At 41.4% G+C, this 16613-nt stretch carries 13 protein-coding genes, 1 tRNA gene and 2 rRNA genes; 12 read left to right on the top strand and 4 right to left on the bottom strand.

All coding sequences use genetic code 11. The features are described from left to right. From G4P69_RS13410 to G4P69_RS13400, 3 genes are all read left to right on the top strand, one after another. Nucleotides 1–190 (top strand): 23S ribosomal RNA (locus G4P69_RS13410); the annotation flags it as partial. Nucleotides 191–331: 141 nt separating this feature from the next. After that, nucleotides 332–449, top strand: a 5S ribosomal RNA gene (gene rrf, locus G4P69_RS13405). A 117-nt stretch (nucleotides 450–566) separates the two neighbouring features. Beyond that, on the top strand, nucleotides 567–1295 hold the full coding sequence (locus G4P69_RS13400) for a Uma2 family endonuclease (protein WP_208341870.1): 729 nt from the start codon (nucleotides 567–569) through the stop codon (nucleotides 1293–1295). A gap of 2 nt (nucleotides 1296–1297) precedes the next feature. Here G4P69_RS13400 and G4P69_RS13395 read toward each other — a convergent pair whose 3' ends face one another. Beyond that, entirely contained in the window at nucleotides 1298–2305 is a 1008-nt protein-coding gene (locus G4P69_RS13395) for a sensor histidine kinase (protein WP_208341871.1), read from the bottom strand. Nucleotides 2306–2932: 627 nt separating this feature from the next. Between G4P69_RS13395 and G4P69_RS13390 the strand changes: the two genes are divergently transcribed. From G4P69_RS13390 to G4P69_RS13370, 5 genes are all read left to right on the top strand, one after another. Further along, nucleotides 2933–4261 carry a hypothetical protein gene (locus tag G4P69_RS13390; RefSeq protein ID WP_208341872.1) on the top strand — a complete coding sequence of 443 codons (1329 nt, stop codon included), beginning with the start codon at nucleotides 2933–2935 and terminating at the stop codon, nucleotides 4259–4261. A 154-nt stretch (nucleotides 4262–4415) separates the two neighbouring features. Then, nucleotides 4416–6080 carry a response regulator gene (locus tag G4P69_RS13385; protein ID WP_208341873.1) on the top strand — a complete coding sequence of 555 codons (1665 nt, stop codon included), beginning with the start codon at nucleotides 4416–4418 and terminating at the stop codon, nucleotides 6078–6080. A 61-nt stretch (nucleotides 6081–6141) separates the two neighbouring features. Further along, nucleotides 6142–7548 carry an ATP-binding protein gene (locus G4P69_RS13380; protein WP_208341875.1) on the top strand — a complete coding sequence of 469 codons (1407 nt, stop codon included), beginning with the start codon at nucleotides 6142–6144 and terminating at the stop codon, nucleotides 7546–7548. After that, a complete protein-coding gene (locus G4P69_RS13375) occupies nucleotides 7545–8078 on the top strand; it encodes a GNAT family N-acetyltransferase (protein ID WP_208341877.1) in 534 nt (177 codons plus the stop codon). The genes G4P69_RS13380 and G4P69_RS13375 overlap by 4 nt, the downstream gene beginning before the upstream one ends. 32 nt (nucleotides 8079–8110) lie before the next feature. Beyond that, complete coding sequence (locus G4P69_RS13370; protein WP_208341879.1) at nucleotides 8111–9514, top strand: ATP-binding protein; 1404 nt, start codon at nucleotides 8111–8113, stop codon at nucleotides 9512–9514. Between the two features lie 40 nt (nucleotides 9515–9554). Here the strand turns inward: G4P69_RS13370 and G4P69_RS13365 are convergent. Next, a tRNA-Arg gene (locus G4P69_RS13365) sits at nucleotides 9555–9628 on the bottom strand. Between the two features lie 190 nt (nucleotides 9629–9818). Here G4P69_RS13365 and G4P69_RS13360 point away from each other — a divergent pair. From G4P69_RS13360 to G4P69_RS13350, 3 genes are all read left to right on the top strand, one after another. Further along, nucleotides 9819–10478 carry an Npun_F0813 family protein gene (locus tag G4P69_RS13360; RefSeq protein WP_208341887.1) on the top strand — a complete coding sequence of 220 codons (660 nt, stop codon included), beginning with the start codon at nucleotides 9819–9821 and terminating at the stop codon, nucleotides 10476–10478. A 140-nt stretch (nucleotides 10479–10618) separates the two neighbouring features. Next, nucleotides 10619–11500, top strand: a complete 882-nt coding sequence (locus tag G4P69_RS13355) for a hypothetical protein (protein ID WP_208341889.1) — start codon at nucleotides 10619–10621, stop codon at nucleotides 11498–11500. Between the two features lie 21 nt (nucleotides 11501–11521). After that, on the top strand, nucleotides 11522–12538 hold the full coding sequence (locus G4P69_RS13350) for a transposase (RefSeq protein WP_208341891.1): 1017 nt from the start codon (nucleotides 11522–11524) through the stop codon (nucleotides 12536–12538). On the opposite strand, the gene G4P69_RS13345 is transcribed toward G4P69_RS13350, so the two are convergent. Continuing rightward, complete coding sequence (locus G4P69_RS13345) at nucleotides 12529–13476, bottom strand: ADP-ribosylglycohydrolase family protein (protein WP_208341893.1); 948 nt, start codon at nucleotides 13474–13476, stop codon at nucleotides 12529–12531. The two genes, G4P69_RS13350 and G4P69_RS13345, sit on opposite strands and share 10 nt — an antisense overlap. Nucleotides 13477–13678: 202 nt before the next feature. Between G4P69_RS13345 and sir the strand changes: the two genes are divergently transcribed. Beyond that, a complete protein-coding gene (sir, locus tag G4P69_RS13340) occupies nucleotides 13679–15712 on the top strand; it encodes a sulfite reductase, ferredoxin dependent (protein ID WP_208341895.1) in 2034 nt (677 codons plus the stop codon). A gap of 551 nt (nucleotides 15713–16263) precedes the next feature. Here sir and G4P69_RS13335 read toward each other — a convergent pair. Beyond that, nucleotides 16264–16485, bottom strand: a complete 222-nt coding sequence (locus G4P69_RS13335) for a hypothetical protein (protein ID WP_390692051.1) — start codon at nucleotides 16483–16485, stop codon at nucleotides 16264–16266. Nucleotides 16486–16613 lie beyond the last annotated feature (128 nt).

Raw genomic sequence — 16613 nt, 5'->3', positions numbered from 1 at the left:
TAGACGCTGGGTAGCCAAGTGCGGAGCGGATAACCGCTGAAAGCATCTAAGTGGGAAGCCCACCTCAAGATGAGTACTCTCATGGATTAATCCAGTAAGGTCACAGGTAGATTACCTGTTTATAGGCAGTAGGTGGAAGTGCAGTGATGTCCGCAGCCGAGCTGTCCTAATAGACCGAGGGCTTGACCTCTAATTTTTCTTTCGCTTCTATGCAGTCTTCAATGTTTTGTACAAGAATCCAGGAGCCAGAAGCCAGGAGTCAGAATCAAAAACTATTAATTAATACTTTTGACTTTTGACTTTTGACTTTTGACTTCCTCGAAGAGGCATTCCTGGTGTCAATGGTGCGGTGGAACCACACTGATCCCATCCCGAACTCAGAGGTGAAACGCTGTTGCGGCGACGATAGTCGGAGGGTAGCCTCCCGCTAAAATAGCTCGATGCCAGGTAGATATTTAAACCAAAAGCCTTCCCTTTATAGGGGGGGCTTTTGTCATTGGTTCACTGTAACAGTTAAGCGGCGATAAAATAGAGTAAACTATAGATCCTCTGCAGGGTGGCTGATTATGACCACTTTCTTCCCGCAACCTCAATCACAAGAGGTTTTTTACCCAAGCTCGGATGGTGAACCATTGGCAGAAACTTCCGTACATGCTGATGCAATTATCTATACTGTTGTTGCTTTAAGATCTTATCTAGAGGGTCGTTCTGCAATTGTGCTTGCAGATCAATTCTTGTACTATGCCCAAGGTTTTCCAAAGTTGCGGGTTGCTCCAGATGTGATGATTATTTTTGATGTCAACTCAGAACCAAGAGATAACTATAAAATTTGGGAAGAAGGTAAAGTCCCTGTAGTTATTTTTGAAATGACTTCTTCAGGAACCAAGGATCAAGATACAGGATTTAAGAAAACCCTGTATGAGCAGCTAGGTGTTCAAGAATACTGGTTATTTGACCCTAAAGGAGAGTGGATCCGGGAACAACTAAGGGGCTATCGTCTGCATAGAGAAGAGTATGAACAAATTACCGATAGGCGAAGTGAACCGTTGCAGCTGCGATTGGAAATTGAGGGACAATTAATTGCTTTTTACCGAGAGGATACAGGAGAGAAGTTATTGGCTCCTGGTGAGTTAGTACAAAGGTTACAACAAGAAATTCTAGTACGACAACAAGCAGAAAAACGCGCCCAACAAGCAGAGGAACGCGCTCAACAAGCAGAGTTGCAAGTAGAAATACTCAAAGAAAAGTTAAAAGCTCTCGGTGTTGATCCTGATACAATAAACAAATTACCTTAGATCTATAAAGGTAGAGTGACAGAAAAGGTAGTTCCACCTTCTATCGAACTGCGAACATGAATCTCTCCGCCATGCAAGTTTACGGCTTCTTTTACAATAGTCATCCCTAAGCCGCTTCCGGAAATATTAGTGGCGTTACTAGCACGATAGAAAGGCTCAAATATGTAAGGCAAATCTTTGCTTGGAATACCAATGCCAAAATCACTAATCTCAAACGCCGCCTTACTTTGAAATGAACTGAGTGTAAACTCGATAGTACTGCAAATCGGGGAATACTTGAGAGCATCAGAAAGTAAATTGTAGAGAATGTGCCGCAGTAGTTGCGGATCAAAGTTACCTAAGATGCATTGGCTGTCAGTGTTAAAAGCGATAGTATGCTGGTTATTATCCCCAAAAAGTAATTCTTCTACCAGATCACTACAAAACTGTACTAAATCTAAAGAAACAGGTTTAAACTCTAGTTTATTAGCTTCAATATTACTTAACGTTAATATATTATTAAACAACTGATTCATCTGATTGGCAGCATTTTGAATGCGATGGATATGAGTCAGTTGTTTTGAATCACTCCATTTGTGGCGGTAGTATTCCAGCATTTCGGCTGAAGAGAGGATAATTGTTAAAGGAGTGCGGAACTCGTGGGATGTTATGCTAACAATACGAGATGTAAGTTTCTTAAGGGACTTTTCTTTTAATCGTCCTTGGTGAAGATCTTGCTCTAACAACTGTTGGTAGTGCTGGCGTTCAGCTTCAACCTTCTGACGTTGGACTTCAGCTTCCTGATAGGCAGTGTTGAGTAATTGATTCTGTTCTTCGAGTAGTAAAGTTAGTTCCTTGAGTTGTTCGTGAGCTACATACAGTTCTTCGGTAGTCTTGCTTAATTCCTCAAACACTTGAGCAAAAATTTCTAACTGTTGGGGTTGCATCTTTTGCGTTTCGGTTTTGTTTTGCAAAACAGCAACACGCGACCACATATCCTCAATTTCCTGAGTAAAAGTGTCTAATTTCATAAGTTTTAAAGATGATCAAGGAAGTCCTAATGAGCAGATTGCTGTATAATTAGTAACACGTAATTAATCCACGCTTAAATGCTTGGGCTTTAAATGATAAGGCTGCTGCACCTTCTTTGTTTTCCATAACTAACGTTAGGTTCTTGAAACGTTAATACATTAATTACAACGAAGAACACTAATTATTTGGTCAGATACCCTATAACTCGTTTATATAGTAAATATCAGTCTATTTGCTGATAAATCTACTATCTTAAGGCAGATAATTTTTTTGTTTATTTAGTATATGAGAACACAATGAGCAAGTGTTCCTCTCGATAGAACAATAAATACACCTTTGGATAGATAAAATTTGACTTAATCAACAAGTAACTTTGGTTGATTGAGTGTTAAAAAATACTGAACCTTGTCCAGAAGCATTAGGGTGTACCTCCTAAATCAGGAACATATCATCTCAACCAGGGCCATATACCAATATTTTTTTTAACTAGAACCTTCGGTTTACGAGTAAAAAACAGGGACTGTTTAATATTGGTACAAAACTTTCTTCGCAACGCTACTTTAGCTAGATGTTGAAATATTTTTGGAAGCTATAATTTACATCTGTCGAATCCGAGAGATGAAATTGTGGATGCAATATTAGAACGATCGCACCAACTACAACAAGCCTTAACTGACTTTGTTCTTGATGCAGAAGGAGAACTAGCACAAGCATTAGAAACCTATGCAGCAATTAAATCACGCCGTGGAAGCGGTGATAGCACCCAACAGAACTTAATCATTGACTCATTCATAACAGAAGGTAGAGTCGGGGATGCTTCCCCACTAGATTTGTTTATTCAAAGCCATCCAGATTTACAAGAAAGCGATCGCGCCCTCATCAACAGTTGGCATCGCTCTTTTATTGGCTTATTTGCCATCATTAAAAATCTACCTGATGGCTTTGAACTCATGAACTGGCTCACCGCCAAACACTACATAGTCAAACCGACTAACCCCCAAACACTACAAGACATGTCACGGTTGAAAGAAGGAGAAATTATATTAACTCGCATTTCTCCGCTTACCGAAACCGAGTGGATCTTCTCTGGCCCATATACACAGATGGGGAAATTAGGCAAGCCCAAATTAGCAGTAGCAATTGGAAATTTCAAAGAAAATTACAAAAATCATCTTTACAGTGATGCTCCAGATCTGCTAGAAGAAGCTTGGCAGTCAGTAGCACAATATAATCAGCAGTTTGTCGACTTTTTTGGCGGTGATGAAATGACACTACCTGGGTACCAACTTAACAAAAAGATGGCTGAACTACAGGAAATTTTGACACAAAAAAACTTAGAAGCAGCAGGAATTGATCCTTCAAAATCATTAGAAGAGGTAGCACAAGAAGCTGGTATTGAAGAAGAAGAAATCAAAGCAGCAGTAGAGGAACTTGGTGCCGACTCAGCAGTAGTATCTCAAATATTCAACAAAAAAAACGGCAAGTCCAAAATGGTAATGCCAAAGATTGACTTACCAGCCGAGCTAAAAAAAGCCGAACAAGTAACGACTTTTTCTCATCCCCGTTGGGGACAAATGTTTATACCTACCTACACTAAAGTCAAAGCAATTTTAGAAGCAGAAGACTGGCAAAGCGTAGAAGGTTCAGAGAAACTTATTCGCCACTACCTTGAAGACAAAAATATCAACGCCTTCATTTGGCACCGATTAGCGCAACAGTACCCAACTCAATTAGAAAACGTACTGCGAAATCTATTACAACGTCCAGACTTTAGCCTCGAAAGTGACTTAGATGCACTTTTGCAAGAATATAACAAACTGCTAGAGCCAGAATTACCAGAAATAGCCAGCGTACCAATACACCTACATAACTTATTTCAAGAAGCTGTTGTAGAGGTCAATAAATCCAAACCGAAGAGTAAAGGACAAAAAAAGAAAGCATTAGGGTTTCACTAACAATAATCACCAACCCCTTAACTCGAAAGGGGTTGAGTAGGTCTTTAAAAGATAGACATGAAGCCTATCTTTTTATGATGTGTTGCTCTAATCACTCTAGACTAACAATAAAAGTTAAATTTATATTAAAGCTGTACCAGAGGTCAAAAGCGCGATGGCTAAACCTGTAATCCTGGCAATTGACGATGATCCAGAAGTTTTGCAAGCCGTAACTCGCGATTTGCGGCAAGAATATGGCGATCGCTTTCGTATACTGCGTGCTGATTCTGGTCATAGCGCACTAGAAGCTCTAGCACAATTAAAACTGCGTAACCAATCCGTGGCACTGTTTTTAGCAGATCAAAGAATGCCTCACATGTCTGGTGTAGAGTTTTTAGAACAAGCGCTACAAATGTTTCCAGATGCGAAACGTGCCTTACTCACCGCCTATGCAGACACTGACGCAGCTATCCGCGCCATCAACAACACAAAAATCGATTACTACTTAATGAAACCTTGGGATCCACCTCAAGAACGCTTGTATCCAGTGCTTAACGATTTACTCGATGATTGGTTAGTCGCTTTTCAACCACCCTTTGAAGGTATTCGTCTTATTGGTAACCGTTGGTCACCCCATTCCCATCAAGCAAAAGACTTCCTCGCACGCAATCAAGTGCCTTATCAGTGGATGGATATTGAGTTATCAAAAGAAGCACAACAGCTAACAGCATTCGCCAACTGTGACCAACTACACTTACCCCTTGTCCTGTTTGCTGATGGCTCAAATTTCATGCAACCCAGCAATACACAAATTGCGGAGAAAATTGGACTGAGAACCAGAGCAGAAAAGGAATTTTACGATTTAATTATAGTGGGTGGAGGTCCTGCTGGTTTAGCAGCGGCGGTATATGGCGCATCAGAAGGACTGCGCACAGTCATGATAGAACGAGAAGCCCCAGGAGGACAAGCAGGAACAAGTTCCCGTATTGAAAATTACCTTGGCTTTCCACAAGGTTTGAGTGGGGGTCAGTTAGCTCAGAGAGCTGTGGCACAAGCAAAACGGTTTGGCGTAGAGATTCTCACACCACAAGAATGTGAGGGTATTCGCGTAGAAAATCAGTATCGTTTTGTACAACTAGCTGACGGCAGCGAAATCAGTTGTCACGCGATGATTTTAGCCCTTGGTGTATCGTGGCGACGGCTAGATATACCAGGACTTGATCGTTTAACTGGTGCCGGAGTTTACTACGGTGCAGCGCAGACAGAAGCAATGAGTTGCCAAGGGGAAGAAGTTTATATCGTTGGTGGGGCGAACTCCGCAGGACAAGCAGCAATGTACTTTTCTAAGTACGCTCACAAAGTTAGAATGTTAGTACGTGGCGAATCGTTGACCAAGAGTATGTCGCAGTACTTGATTGATCAAATTGCTGATACAGAAAATATTACTGTGGAGACTCACACCAGCGTGGTTGAGGTAAAAGGAGAAACCAGATTAGAAGCAATTACTCTTGAGAATAATCTGACAGGTGAAAAGCAAACAGTTCCTGCAACTTCGCTGTTTATCTTTATTGGTGCGGTACCACGTACTGATTGGTTAGATGGCGTGGTCAAGCGAGATGAACGTGGCTTTATTTTGACAGGACCATATTTGCCTCGTGAGGACGGGCGTATCAAAGGATGGACGCTTCCTCGGGAACCTTATTTGCTAGAAACAAATATACCAGGTGTCTTTGCAGTAGGAGACGTTCGTCATGGCTCAGTAAAGCGGGTTGCTTCAGGTGTGGGTGAGGGTTCAATCAGCGTTCAATTTGTCCATCAGTATCTCAGCAACGTTGTCTAAAAGGTGATTTCGAGTCCATCTGAGGTTGAAAATCTAAAGTCTACATAAAAAAGGAGTTGTCATGCTGCACGATCCAAACGAGGTGACGCTGTTTCCCAAACTGCCGGATGACGCTTTAGAGGAAATGAAGCAGTATGGCACTGAACTTCAACTGAATGTAGGTGATATGCTCTTTCAAGAAGGTGATTCAAACTATCACTTTCACGTCGTTATAGAAGGCGAAATTGAGATAACAAAGATTGTTGGGAATGAGAAGAAAGTGTTGGCTGTTCATCGCCGTGGCGAATTTATGGGTGAACTTTCAATGCTGACGGGTTCACAATCAATCGCTAGCGCCCAAGCGATCGCACCTAGTCGCGTTTTGCAAATAGAGACAAACACTTTCAAACAAATTCTTACCCAGTGTTCGCCTATTACTGACGTAATTTTAACAGCTATGGCTGGGCGAACCAAAGACGTAGAGGCACAACTGCGCCAACGAGAGAAAATGGCGGCGCTAGGTAAAATGTCCGCAGGTCTTGCTCACGAATTGAATAACCCAGGTGCAGCAGTAAAACGTTCTGCATCATTGCTACGCGAAAATTTTGACAACTTGCAAACTCTGACTTTACAGCTAAATCTTCTGTCAAAAGAGCAACTACAATTTATTATCGACATAAAACATCAAGCACTAGAATACGCCACAAATCCACCCAAACTTAACGCTCTTATCCAAAGTGATAAAGAAGATGAAGTTACAGACTGGTTAGAAGACCATCAAGTAAATAATGCTTGGAAACTCGCCTCTACATTGGTAAACGCCGGGCTAGATAGTTCAAAACTCGATACTCTAGCCGACAATATACCTGTAGGATGTCTTAGCAACGTCCTACATTGGCTAGATGGAATAATTGCATCTTATGGACTTATCAATGAAATTGAGCAGAGTGCTACTCGCATTTCTGATTTGGTGAAAGCAATCAAAGGCTATTCCTATATGGATCAAGCCCCATTACAAGAAATAGATATACACGAGGGAATAGAAAATACGCTTTTGATTCTCCATCACCGTCTTAAGAACGGAGTCATAGTCCATAAGGAGTACGATCGCACTGTACCACGCATAAATGCTTATGCAAGTGAACTCAATCAGGTGTGGACAAATTTGATTGACAACGCCATTGATGCAATGGATAGTCAAGGCGATCTGACAATTAGAACTTATCAAGAAAACAACTGTATTATAGTAGACATTATTGATACTGGTACAGGTATTCCGCAAGAAATTCAATCACGAATTTTTGAACCATTTTTTACTACAAAAGACGTAGGTCAAGGCACTGGTTTAGGTTTAGAAATTGCTTACCGTATTATTGTAAATAAACACAAAGGAGACATTCATTTTAACTCTAAGCCTGGCAGCACATGCTTTCAAGTACGTCTCCCTATTCAACCCAATATCGACTCATGTAAACTAGTTTTAGAATGAGTACTATTTTCCAAACACAGCGCCTGATTATACGTGAGTGGATACCTAAAGCTGACGCTGCACAAGTCTTAGAGATGTATAGCGATGGAGATGTAATAAGGTTTATACAAGGAATGCGAGAAGAGTCTCTAGAAGCGCAACAAGCCAGACTACAAAAAATACTTGACCGTTATGCCGAACTCAATAAAGGTACAGGTGCTTGGGCAATGGTTGAAAAGGAAACTCTAGAGATTGTCGGAACTCTCCTGCTAAAACAACTTCCCGACAACGAAGGGAATCCAACCCAAGATGTTGAAGTAGGTTGGCACTTACGTAAAGCATCTTGGGGGAAAGGTTACGCAACTGAAGGAGGAATTGCTGCTATTAATTATGGATTCAAAGTCCTCAAACTACCGATAATATATGCTGTAGTAGACACTGAAAATCACGCTTCAATTCGCGTTACTCAAAGACTTGGTATGAAACCAATGGGGCGTACTCGTAAATATTATAACTGCGAATTAGAGCTTTTTCAGTTGGTTAATTCTTAGTGGTTATTTGTTATTAAAAGAACCAACAATACATGCTTGATATTAATACTTTACGCCAAGTACCTCTGTTCGCTCAACTACCTGAAGAACGGTTAAAATTGCTACTTAAACAAGGTAAAGAAGTATGGCGAGAAGCAGGGGAAATCCATCGTCGGGAAGGAGATCCGGCTGATAGCGTTTTTGTACTTCTTGAAGGTCAAATTCGTATCACACAAAAAGTTGGCAATCAAGAAATTTTGTTAGCCACATACGAACCAAAAACGTTGTTTGGTGAATTGCCTGTTTTAATGGGTCAAGAGTACTTTTGGGCTAGTAGTCGCGCCCTAACTCGTAGCCATATTTTTGAATTACCAAACGAAGCTTTTTGGGAAATGCTTTCAAGTTGTACTTGTGTGATGACCGCGATTCTCCGCACAATGGCAGAAAGAGTACAACGAGTAGAATCAATATCACAGCATCGAGAAAAGTTAGTAGCATTAGGCACATTAGCGGCAGGTCTTGCCCACGAGTTGAATAATCCCGCTTCTGCAAGTCGCAGAGCAGTGGAACAATTAAGAGAAACAGTGCATGTCCTGCAACCACTAACAATAAAGCTAAATCAGCAACAGATAACCAGGGAGCAAAAAGCCTTTCTTGTCGATTTGCAAAAAGATGCGATCGCTCATGCTAGAAATTCCCCAAAACTGAGTCCACTAGATGAAAGCGATCTTGAAGATGAAGTCACACAATGGCTAGAAACCCACGACATTGACAATGCTTGGAAGCTCGCGCCCACACTGGTAACAGCCGGATTAAATATCCACTGGCTAGAGAATGTTAAACAGAATGTCGGTGACGTGTTACTAAACCATGTCTTGACTTGGATAGAGGTAACCCTCAAAGAAATGGGCTTATTAGACGAAATTGACCATAGTACTGCGCGAATTTCAACACTAGTTGAGGCAGTTAAAGATTACTCCTACATGGATCGAGCACCACTTCAGGAAATAGATGTTCATGAGGGCATAGAAAGTACTTTAACAATCCTGAGTCACAAACTAAAGCAAGGTGGTGTAGTCGTGACGCGGGAGTATGACTGTAATGTACCGCGTATTACTGCCTATGGTAGGGAACTCAATCAAGTGTGGACAAATTTGATTGATAATGCGATTGATGCTATGAACGGGCAAGGTGAAATATGGATTCGTACTTCTTGTGAAAAAGATTTTTTAGTAGTGGAAATTGCTGATAATGGTCCTGGCATTCCACGAGAAATTCAATCCCACATTTTTGAGCCATTTTTCACCACCAAAGGTGTGGGGCAAGGTACCGGTTTAGGCTTGCACATTGCTTATCGTGTTATTGTTGAACAGCATCAGGGCGATATTCAGGTTATTTCTAACCCGGGAAGCACCAAGTTTCTTGTACGTCTCCCAGTAGATTTGGCTCAATTTTGAATTTTGAATTTTTAATTTTGAATTGGAGCAAAGCTACTGACGAGCGCGGCAGGACTCGAACCTGCGGCAAACTGCTTAGAAGGCAGTTACTCTATCCACCTGAGTTACGCGCCCATGTTTTAGGCAGAGCCTATATTAACATATTATCACGTCTGATAGCAAAATGCAATCAAAAATTGTTCTTTCCATATTGGCAAGGCTAGGATCTTATACGAAAGTTAATATTATGTAAACCAGTACAGCTAAGAGCTATCATAGCTCCTATGTATAATTCAGCGCCCGTGAGGAGTCATTTTCCAGTGCCATGTTTATTCTTAAAAGGCAGGATGTAGAGATATCAACAATTGTGCACCCAAAGCGGGATCAGCCGGTGACGATCCTCCATTACCAGGGGCAGACCTTTCGATTGCTTAGCGTTTTTCAAGCTAATCAAGAAGAAGAAGCAAGAGCGTTGTGGAGAGAGTTAACCGACGGACGAGGTAAAGCTTGTGTTCTTCTCGAAGAATCAGATCGCTACACCGTTTGGGGGAAAATACGTTTAGATCAGCTAAGTAATGACACTGGTAGCCATCAAAAGACAGAAATTTTTATACTTGCTAGTATTTTACTGTTGCAATCAGTGTACATAGACATTGAAGATTTTTTAGGAAGTCGGCAGGCGGGATTGTTTGAGCATGATATGGCCGAGGTCTTACAGAAAGGGGATTTTCCTCAAGTCTCTTCACAGGATGGAGTAAAATATTTGCTGAATATAAACCCGCAACAGACAAACCAACTGCCGAATTGGCAAGAACAACATGTTATTACCCTGTTGCAAGAACTGCATCGCCTAGCAAAAGCTTATTTTGGGAATACTAACTTTGCGCATCAAGTGGTTGAGAGGTTACAAGATATGCCAGAAGAAGAGCGATCGGTTTTTCTCGGTTGGCTAAAACAATCTTCTGTGGGTAAACTATGGCATTAGTAGACAGCAGTTGTGCTGATAATTGGATTGTATTCACTGCTCTTGAGCGTTGAATTAAGCAGATCTTAAGTAAAAGGGCTGCAACACATACAATTTATCAGCCAAAATCCTGTTAAAGTGCATATATACAATAAAGTTCTATGAGTAGCGCTTACAATAGATTATCTCGACTAAAATTGATGTTTACCACTCAGAACATTGTTCTGGCTGGTATTGGTTGGGGTGTACTGGCACTGTTGTACTTTTTGTTGTTTAGTGCCAAAATTCCTACTCCAGATGGCATAGAAAGGCGTGCCAATTGGTACTTGATTGGCACAAATGTCTTAGAAGCAGTAGCTTATCTGGGTGCAAGTTTTTTATGCTTAAGGAATTGGAGAAGTCCGCGAATCGTTAGTGGTCGGAACGTTTGGCTGGCAATTGGAACAGGTATGCTTTCTTATTTTTTCGGAGGGATATTTTTTGGGTATACAGAAATTGTCTTAAAAGAAGAACCTATAATTTCTTGGGCTGATGTATTTTTTGTAACTAACTACTTGTTGTTAGGCGTAGGTATGATATTGGCAGTAGCTTCTAGGAAAATAAATTTAGAACCATGGCAGTGGATAATTGTGCTGGTGATTGGTGCTTCCGGTAGCGCGTTAGCTTGGCTTGTTTCTAGTCAACCCAAAGTAGCAGCTTCAGGGCAAGTGCCAGCATGGGCAGAAAATATCGCTCCAATTTTAAATTCATTTTATATCGTCAGCGATGTCCTACTGTTAATTATTGCTACTACTCTATTACTAGCTTTTTGGGGCGGACGAATTTCTTTGTCCTGGCGAATGATTGCAGCAGCAGCATTTTCGCTATATATCGCAGATATGTGGTTTAAATATGCCACAAACTGGATTCCCAATTATCAAAGTGGAGAGATACTAGAAGTATTCTGGGTCTGGAGTGGGGTCTTATTTGGTATGGGGGCTGTGCTGGAATATGACGGATCATCAAATCGTTCACGACGGGAGCGTGGACGAAAAAGAGCTTAGAAAAGATTTTTGGTGTCTACTGTGAGAAAATTAACAGAATCTGATAAGCAGGAAATTCTCAAGTTATATCGTGAGACTGCGGAAACAACTTCAACTTTGGCGGAGCGTTACGACGTAAGTAACTCGACAATTAGCCGCCTACTTAAAAGTACCTTGCCAGAAGACGAGTACGAATACCTCGTTTCCTTAAAGCGTGCTGCTAGAACTCCGGAAGGTAGAGCACAGGTAAGCTACGACAAGCCGCCTGTCTTCGCCTCTCAGTTAAAGTCAGAAACAAAATCAGAAACAAAGAAAGTAGAGGTAGTTAAACCTTCGGTTGCGGCTCCAGTTAAAATACAGCAGCCAAAACTGAAAGAGGTACGGGAGCAACCTAGCCCAGACAATGATCAAGATTCAGGCTCTTCTGTTATTCGACGGGTGCGGCGTCGCTCTTCAGCCACAGGGGAAACAAGTCCAACCGCTGGAGAGCAATTGGAGCTTTTTGAGCAACAAGCTCCAGAAATAAAAAGCATTCCTAGTCCTAGGTTAGAGGATACATATCAAGAAGCCAATGTGATAGCCCAAATGCTGGGTGAGGAGTTGCTAGACGAGTCAGAAGAATTAGAAGATCTAGACGATTTAGACGAAGATGACGAATACCTTGATGAGGAAGATGAAGATGATTTTGATGTAGCGCGTCCGTCTATAGTTACAAGACCAAGATCAGGTGACGCATCAGTTCGGGTTTTACCGCTATCAGCAGCCAGTTTACCCAGAACTTGCTATTTAGTCATAGATCGCGCGTCAGAATTGATTACCCGACCACTTAGGGATTTTGGTGATTTAGGACAAATTCCTAACCTGGAAACTCAGCAAAAAACCCTGCCGATTTTTGATAACCATCGTGTGGCAAAGCGCTTTTCTACGAAGCGCGATCGCGTGATTAAAGTCCCTGATAGCAAAATGCTACACAAAGCTCGTTATCATCTACAGGCAAAGGGAATCACCCGCCTATTGATTGACGGACAAGTGTATTCCTTGTCTAGCGCTCAACCGTAAACAACGGCTACTAAACGCATTGCCAACTCGATAATGTCCTGTCTTCGGGCTATTATCTCAATCCATTGTTGCGGAATATTTTCTAATCCATAGAAAATTCCCGCTAAACCACCAGTAACAGCGGCGGTGGTGTCTGTATCACCGCCCAAGTTTACAGCCTTCAATACTGCTTCACCATAAGATGAACTATTTAGCAAGCACCAAAGAGATGCTTCCAGCGTATCCACCACATAACCGCTAGAACGTATATCATCTATTGGCAGCTGAGCAATATTTCCAGTAAAAACTCTCGCAAAATGTGATATTTCTGACACATAATCACACTGAGAGTAAATATTATTTACCCGTTGTAAACCTTCCAAGTAAGCTACTTGCATGTTATCTGCCCCTTCTAGAAGAGAAACTGCAATGCTAATATAAATACCACAAGCAATTTGCGACCTTAAATGGGCGTGGGTAACGCAAGAAACTTGATGCGTTCGTGAAATTAGTTCTTTAAAATCTAAGGTTTTGTGACAAAAAGCCATTGGTAAAATTCTCATCAAAGAACCATTACCATTGCTATTTTCACTCTTTCCTCCAGCCTCTAGTGGTGGAGATCCCTTGCGCCAGCTCATAATTGCTACAGATGTAGTCCTGCCAACATCAAATACATTACCGCGAGCAGTCCAGTAAGCTTCGTTGTACCAACGCCAGAACGAACGCGCTATATCATCTAAAGAAAACCCATTACAAAGACATTCTGCTAGACAAAACGTTAGAGAACTGTCATCAGACCATGTACCTGCTGGTACATTCCAAGTTCCATAACCAAGCATGGATGTTACAGGGGATTGTATTCTTTCAGCGCGGGTGGAGAATTCCACTGGTACACCTAATGCATCACCCACACACACGCCTATTAACCCAGACTGAATTTTGCTTGCATTGGCTACCATTATCAAAACTCTATAACAATTAGCAAAACTTTACTATAATCTATCTCTCGTATTACAGACAAAACGTAGCTTTTGCCATGTTAAAATTTAGAAATTCCTCATAATTCCGATTGAATAGGCGGGGATCAAATAGCCGAAAGGGGTCTCGTAATGTCCTCCTCGGCAATTATTTATGCGTCTTAAAAAAAACTGTACCACTCCAATGGTTAAATCTACTCCTTCCCCGATAACAAACCGCAAACCTTCTAAGGTAGAAACGCTCAAAGAAAACAGCAATTTCTTGCGTGAGCCCGTGGCAACCGAGATCCAGGAGGATACCACTCATTTTAGCGAAAACGCTGTTCAAATTCTCAAATTTCACGGCTCTTACCAGCAGGATAACCGCGACAATCGGGTTAAAGGGCAGGAGAAAGATTATCAATTCATGTTGCGGACAAGGAATCCTGGTGGATTTGTTCCGCCAGAACTTTATCTAGCTTTAGATACGCTGGCTGATGAATATGGGAATCACACCTTGCGAGCAACTACCCGTCAAGGGTTTCAGCTACACGGGATTTTGAAGAAAAATCTCAAGGCAGCAATTGCCACTATTATCAAAAATATGGGTTCGACTTTAGGGGCTTGTGGCGATCTTAACCGAAACGTTATGGCACCGCCAGCTCCATTTAAAAATAAGTCAGAATATCAGTATGCTTGGGAATACGCTAATAATGTTGCTGAATTGCTAACCCCTCAAACCGGAGCTTATTACGAGATTTGGTTAGATGGAGAAATGGCAATTACTGCTGAGGAAAACCCGGAAGTAAAAGCAGCACGTCAACAAAACGGTACGGGGACAATCTTCCACGACAAGGAAGAACCTATCTATGGCACTTATTATATGCCCCGGAAGTTTAAAGTTAGCGTAACAGTTCCAGGGGATAATTCTATAGATCTGTATAGCCAAGATCTCTCGTTAGTTGTAATGACTAATGATAAGGGAGAGTTGGAAGGATTTAACGTCTTTGCTGGTGGCGGGTTAGGAAGAACTCATAATAAAGAAGAAACTTTTGCTCGGTTGGCAGATCCAATTTGCTATGTGGAAAAGGATGACGTTTACAACATAGTAAAGGCGATTGTAGCCACTCAAAGAGATTATGGCGATCGCACTGACCGTCGTCACGCCCGATTAAAATATTTAATCCACGACTGGGGTGTTGATAAGTTTCGCTCAATGGTGGAAAAATACTTTGGCAAACCACTCGAACCTTATAAACCACTACCAGAGTTTAAATATCAAGACTTCCTCGGCTGGAACGAACAAGGTGACGGTAAACTTTTCTTGGGTCTTTCCATCGATAATGGTCGAGTTAAGGATGAAGGAAACTTCAAACTGAAAACAGCTTTACGGGAAATTGTTGAAAAGTATAACTTACCAATCCATCTCACACCCCACCAAAACGTTCTCCTGTGTGAGATAGAACCAAGTGATAAACAAGACATTCAAAAGATTCTAGACGGTTATGGTGTCGTCTCTGATTTAGAAAAAATCGACCCCATAGTGCGATACTCCATGGCTTGTCCAGCTCTACCTACTTGTGGCTTGGCAGTTACTGAGTCAGAAAGGGTAATACCAGAAATTTTGGAGCGGATTCGCACACTTTTGGACAAAGTGGGGTTACAAGAAGAACATTTTGTGGTAAGAATGACCGGATGTCCTAATGGGTGTGCTCGTCCTTACATGGCAGAACTCGGTTTTGTGGGTAGTGCTCCAGAAGCTTACCAACTTTGGCTTGGAGGTTCGCCAAATCAAACACGTTTGGCGTTACCTTACATGGAAAGGCTGAACGTTAATGATTTGGAAACCCAGCTAGAACCAATTTTTGTGTACTTTAAGGAGTCACGCAAACCAGAAGAAAGCTTTGGGGATTTTTGCGATCGCATTGGTTTCAACGCTATCCGAGAATTTGCTGCTAAATACGAAACTCAAACAGTTGCTTCATCAAAAATCACAGACGATAGTGATGGTTTAGTAGAGACAATGGCGGATTCTACCACTACACCACTCACAGAAGAAAGTGAGCGTCAGGAAGTAGCAATAGCTAATACCACTACTGCTAATAGTAGATCACGACATCGTATTAGCTTAAATGATGATGTTTACACCCAGGTTAAACAGCTTGCTCAAAGTCAAGGTAAATCGATGACTCAAATAATAAATGCGGTTCTTGGCGAATACCTGAAAAATCTGGAGTAGAAAGGGGGAACATCTTGTTCCGGGAGTGTAGTAGCGGGCAAGATACCCGCACTACAAGACCGTTACCTGCATGCATTTTTTGCTAGTTCACCAAGACACTTTAACACGCGCAAAACAGTATACAACTCATTTCCTGGATTGAAGATGTAGAATAAGCGAGACAATGCATACGTTGGTGTTTCTTGCCGGATCAATTTAACAAAAATAAAACTACCCCCATTGGTAATTACTGTGCGTTCGCTTATTTTGAGATCCGAAGGGGAATTAAAGCCTTAATGTAAAAGGATAAAAGAGATTTCTACGTGAATCGTTATTTTCATGTAAAATTTGTGACTATCATAAAAGGCTTTCAGAGGCGGTTATTTCAGCCGTAGGCATACGATAAATCATAAAATGACCAAAAGCTCTATGGGACTAAAAATGCCTAAATCCATTGCACAGCCTGAATTACAAGCCCCGTAAGGCTTAATTAAATCTTGCGGTTAAAAATGAGCGAACGTACAGTAATTAAACCGTACGTTGGTTTATCAAAGTTAGAAATTGCCAGCATATTAAGATAGTAATTGTGGTTTGCCGACTTCAACGGAAAAAGCTGCTTGTTTCGATTCTATAACCACTACTACTAGCTGTTCAAATAAAACTAAGACATCAATCTGCCCTTTAACTTTTGTGTTTTCATCTTCAGCAGAAATTTCGACGGACTTTTCAGATTTGATGTGAAATGGAGATAGATAAAAACCAGCTAAATCTAGTAGGGGAGATAATACTACCATCTTGTTCTGATTTACTTAATATTTTAGTGCGTAGGCGCAACCTCCCGCAGGACATCTACACTCCTCAAAAGCCAGATTCCTATGCTGGGAAATTCGACTACATAAGTGGCTGGACACTTACTTTAAGT

This window comes from Aetokthonos hydrillicola CCALA 1050, from assembly GCF_017591665.1.
GTDB lineage: Bacteria > Cyanobacteriota > Cyanobacteriia > Cyanobacteriales > Nostocaceae > Aetokthonos > Aetokthonos hydrillicola.
Note: the sequence above shows the minus strand (reverse complement) of the source record. Positions and strands in the feature narration are given on the sequence as shown.

Excerpts from the sequence above, each read along its gene's own strand:
- G4P69_RS13370 (WP_208341879.1), top strand. The coding sequence starts at position 8,111 with ATGCTTGATATTAATACTTTACGCCAAGTACCTCTGTTCGCTCAACTA.
- G4P69_RS13360 (WP_208341887.1), top strand. The coding sequence starts at position 9,819 with ATGTTTATTCTTAAAAGGCAGGATGTAGAGATATCAACAATTGTGCAC.
- G4P69_RS13400 (WP_208341870.1), top strand. The coding sequence starts at position 567 with ATGACCACTTTCTTCCCGCAACCTCAATCACAAGAGGTTTTTTACCCA.
- G4P69_RS13355 (WP_208341889.1), top strand. The coding sequence starts at position 10,619 with ATGAGTAGCGCTTACAATAGATTATCTCGACTAAAATTGATGTTTACC.
- sir (WP_208341895.1), top strand. The coding sequence starts at position 13,679 with ATGGTTAAATCTACTCCTTCCCCGATAACAAACCGCAAACCTTCTAAG.
- G4P69_RS13345 (WP_208341893.1), bottom strand. The coding sequence starts at position 13,476 with ATGGTAGCCAATGCAAGCAAAATTCAGTCTGGGTTAATAGGCGTGTGT.
- G4P69_RS13395 (WP_208341871.1), bottom strand. The coding sequence starts at position 2,305 with ATGAAATTAGACACTTTTACTCAGGAAATTGAGGATATGTGGTCGCGT.
- G4P69_RS13385 (WP_208341873.1), top strand. The coding sequence starts at position 4,416 with ATGGCTAAACCTGTAATCCTGGCAATTGACGATGATCCAGAAGTTTTG.
- G4P69_RS13335 (WP_390692051.1), bottom strand. The coding sequence starts at position 16,485 with ATGGTAGTATTATCTCCCCTACTAGATTTAGCTGGTTTTTATCTATCT.
- G4P69_RS13380 (WP_208341875.1), top strand. The coding sequence starts at position 6,142 with ATGCTGCACGATCCAAACGAGGTGACGCTGTTTCCCAAACTGCCGGAT.
- G4P69_RS13375 (WP_208341877.1), top strand. The coding sequence starts at position 7,545 with ATGAGTACTATTTTCCAAACACAGCGCCTGATTATACGTGAGTGGATA.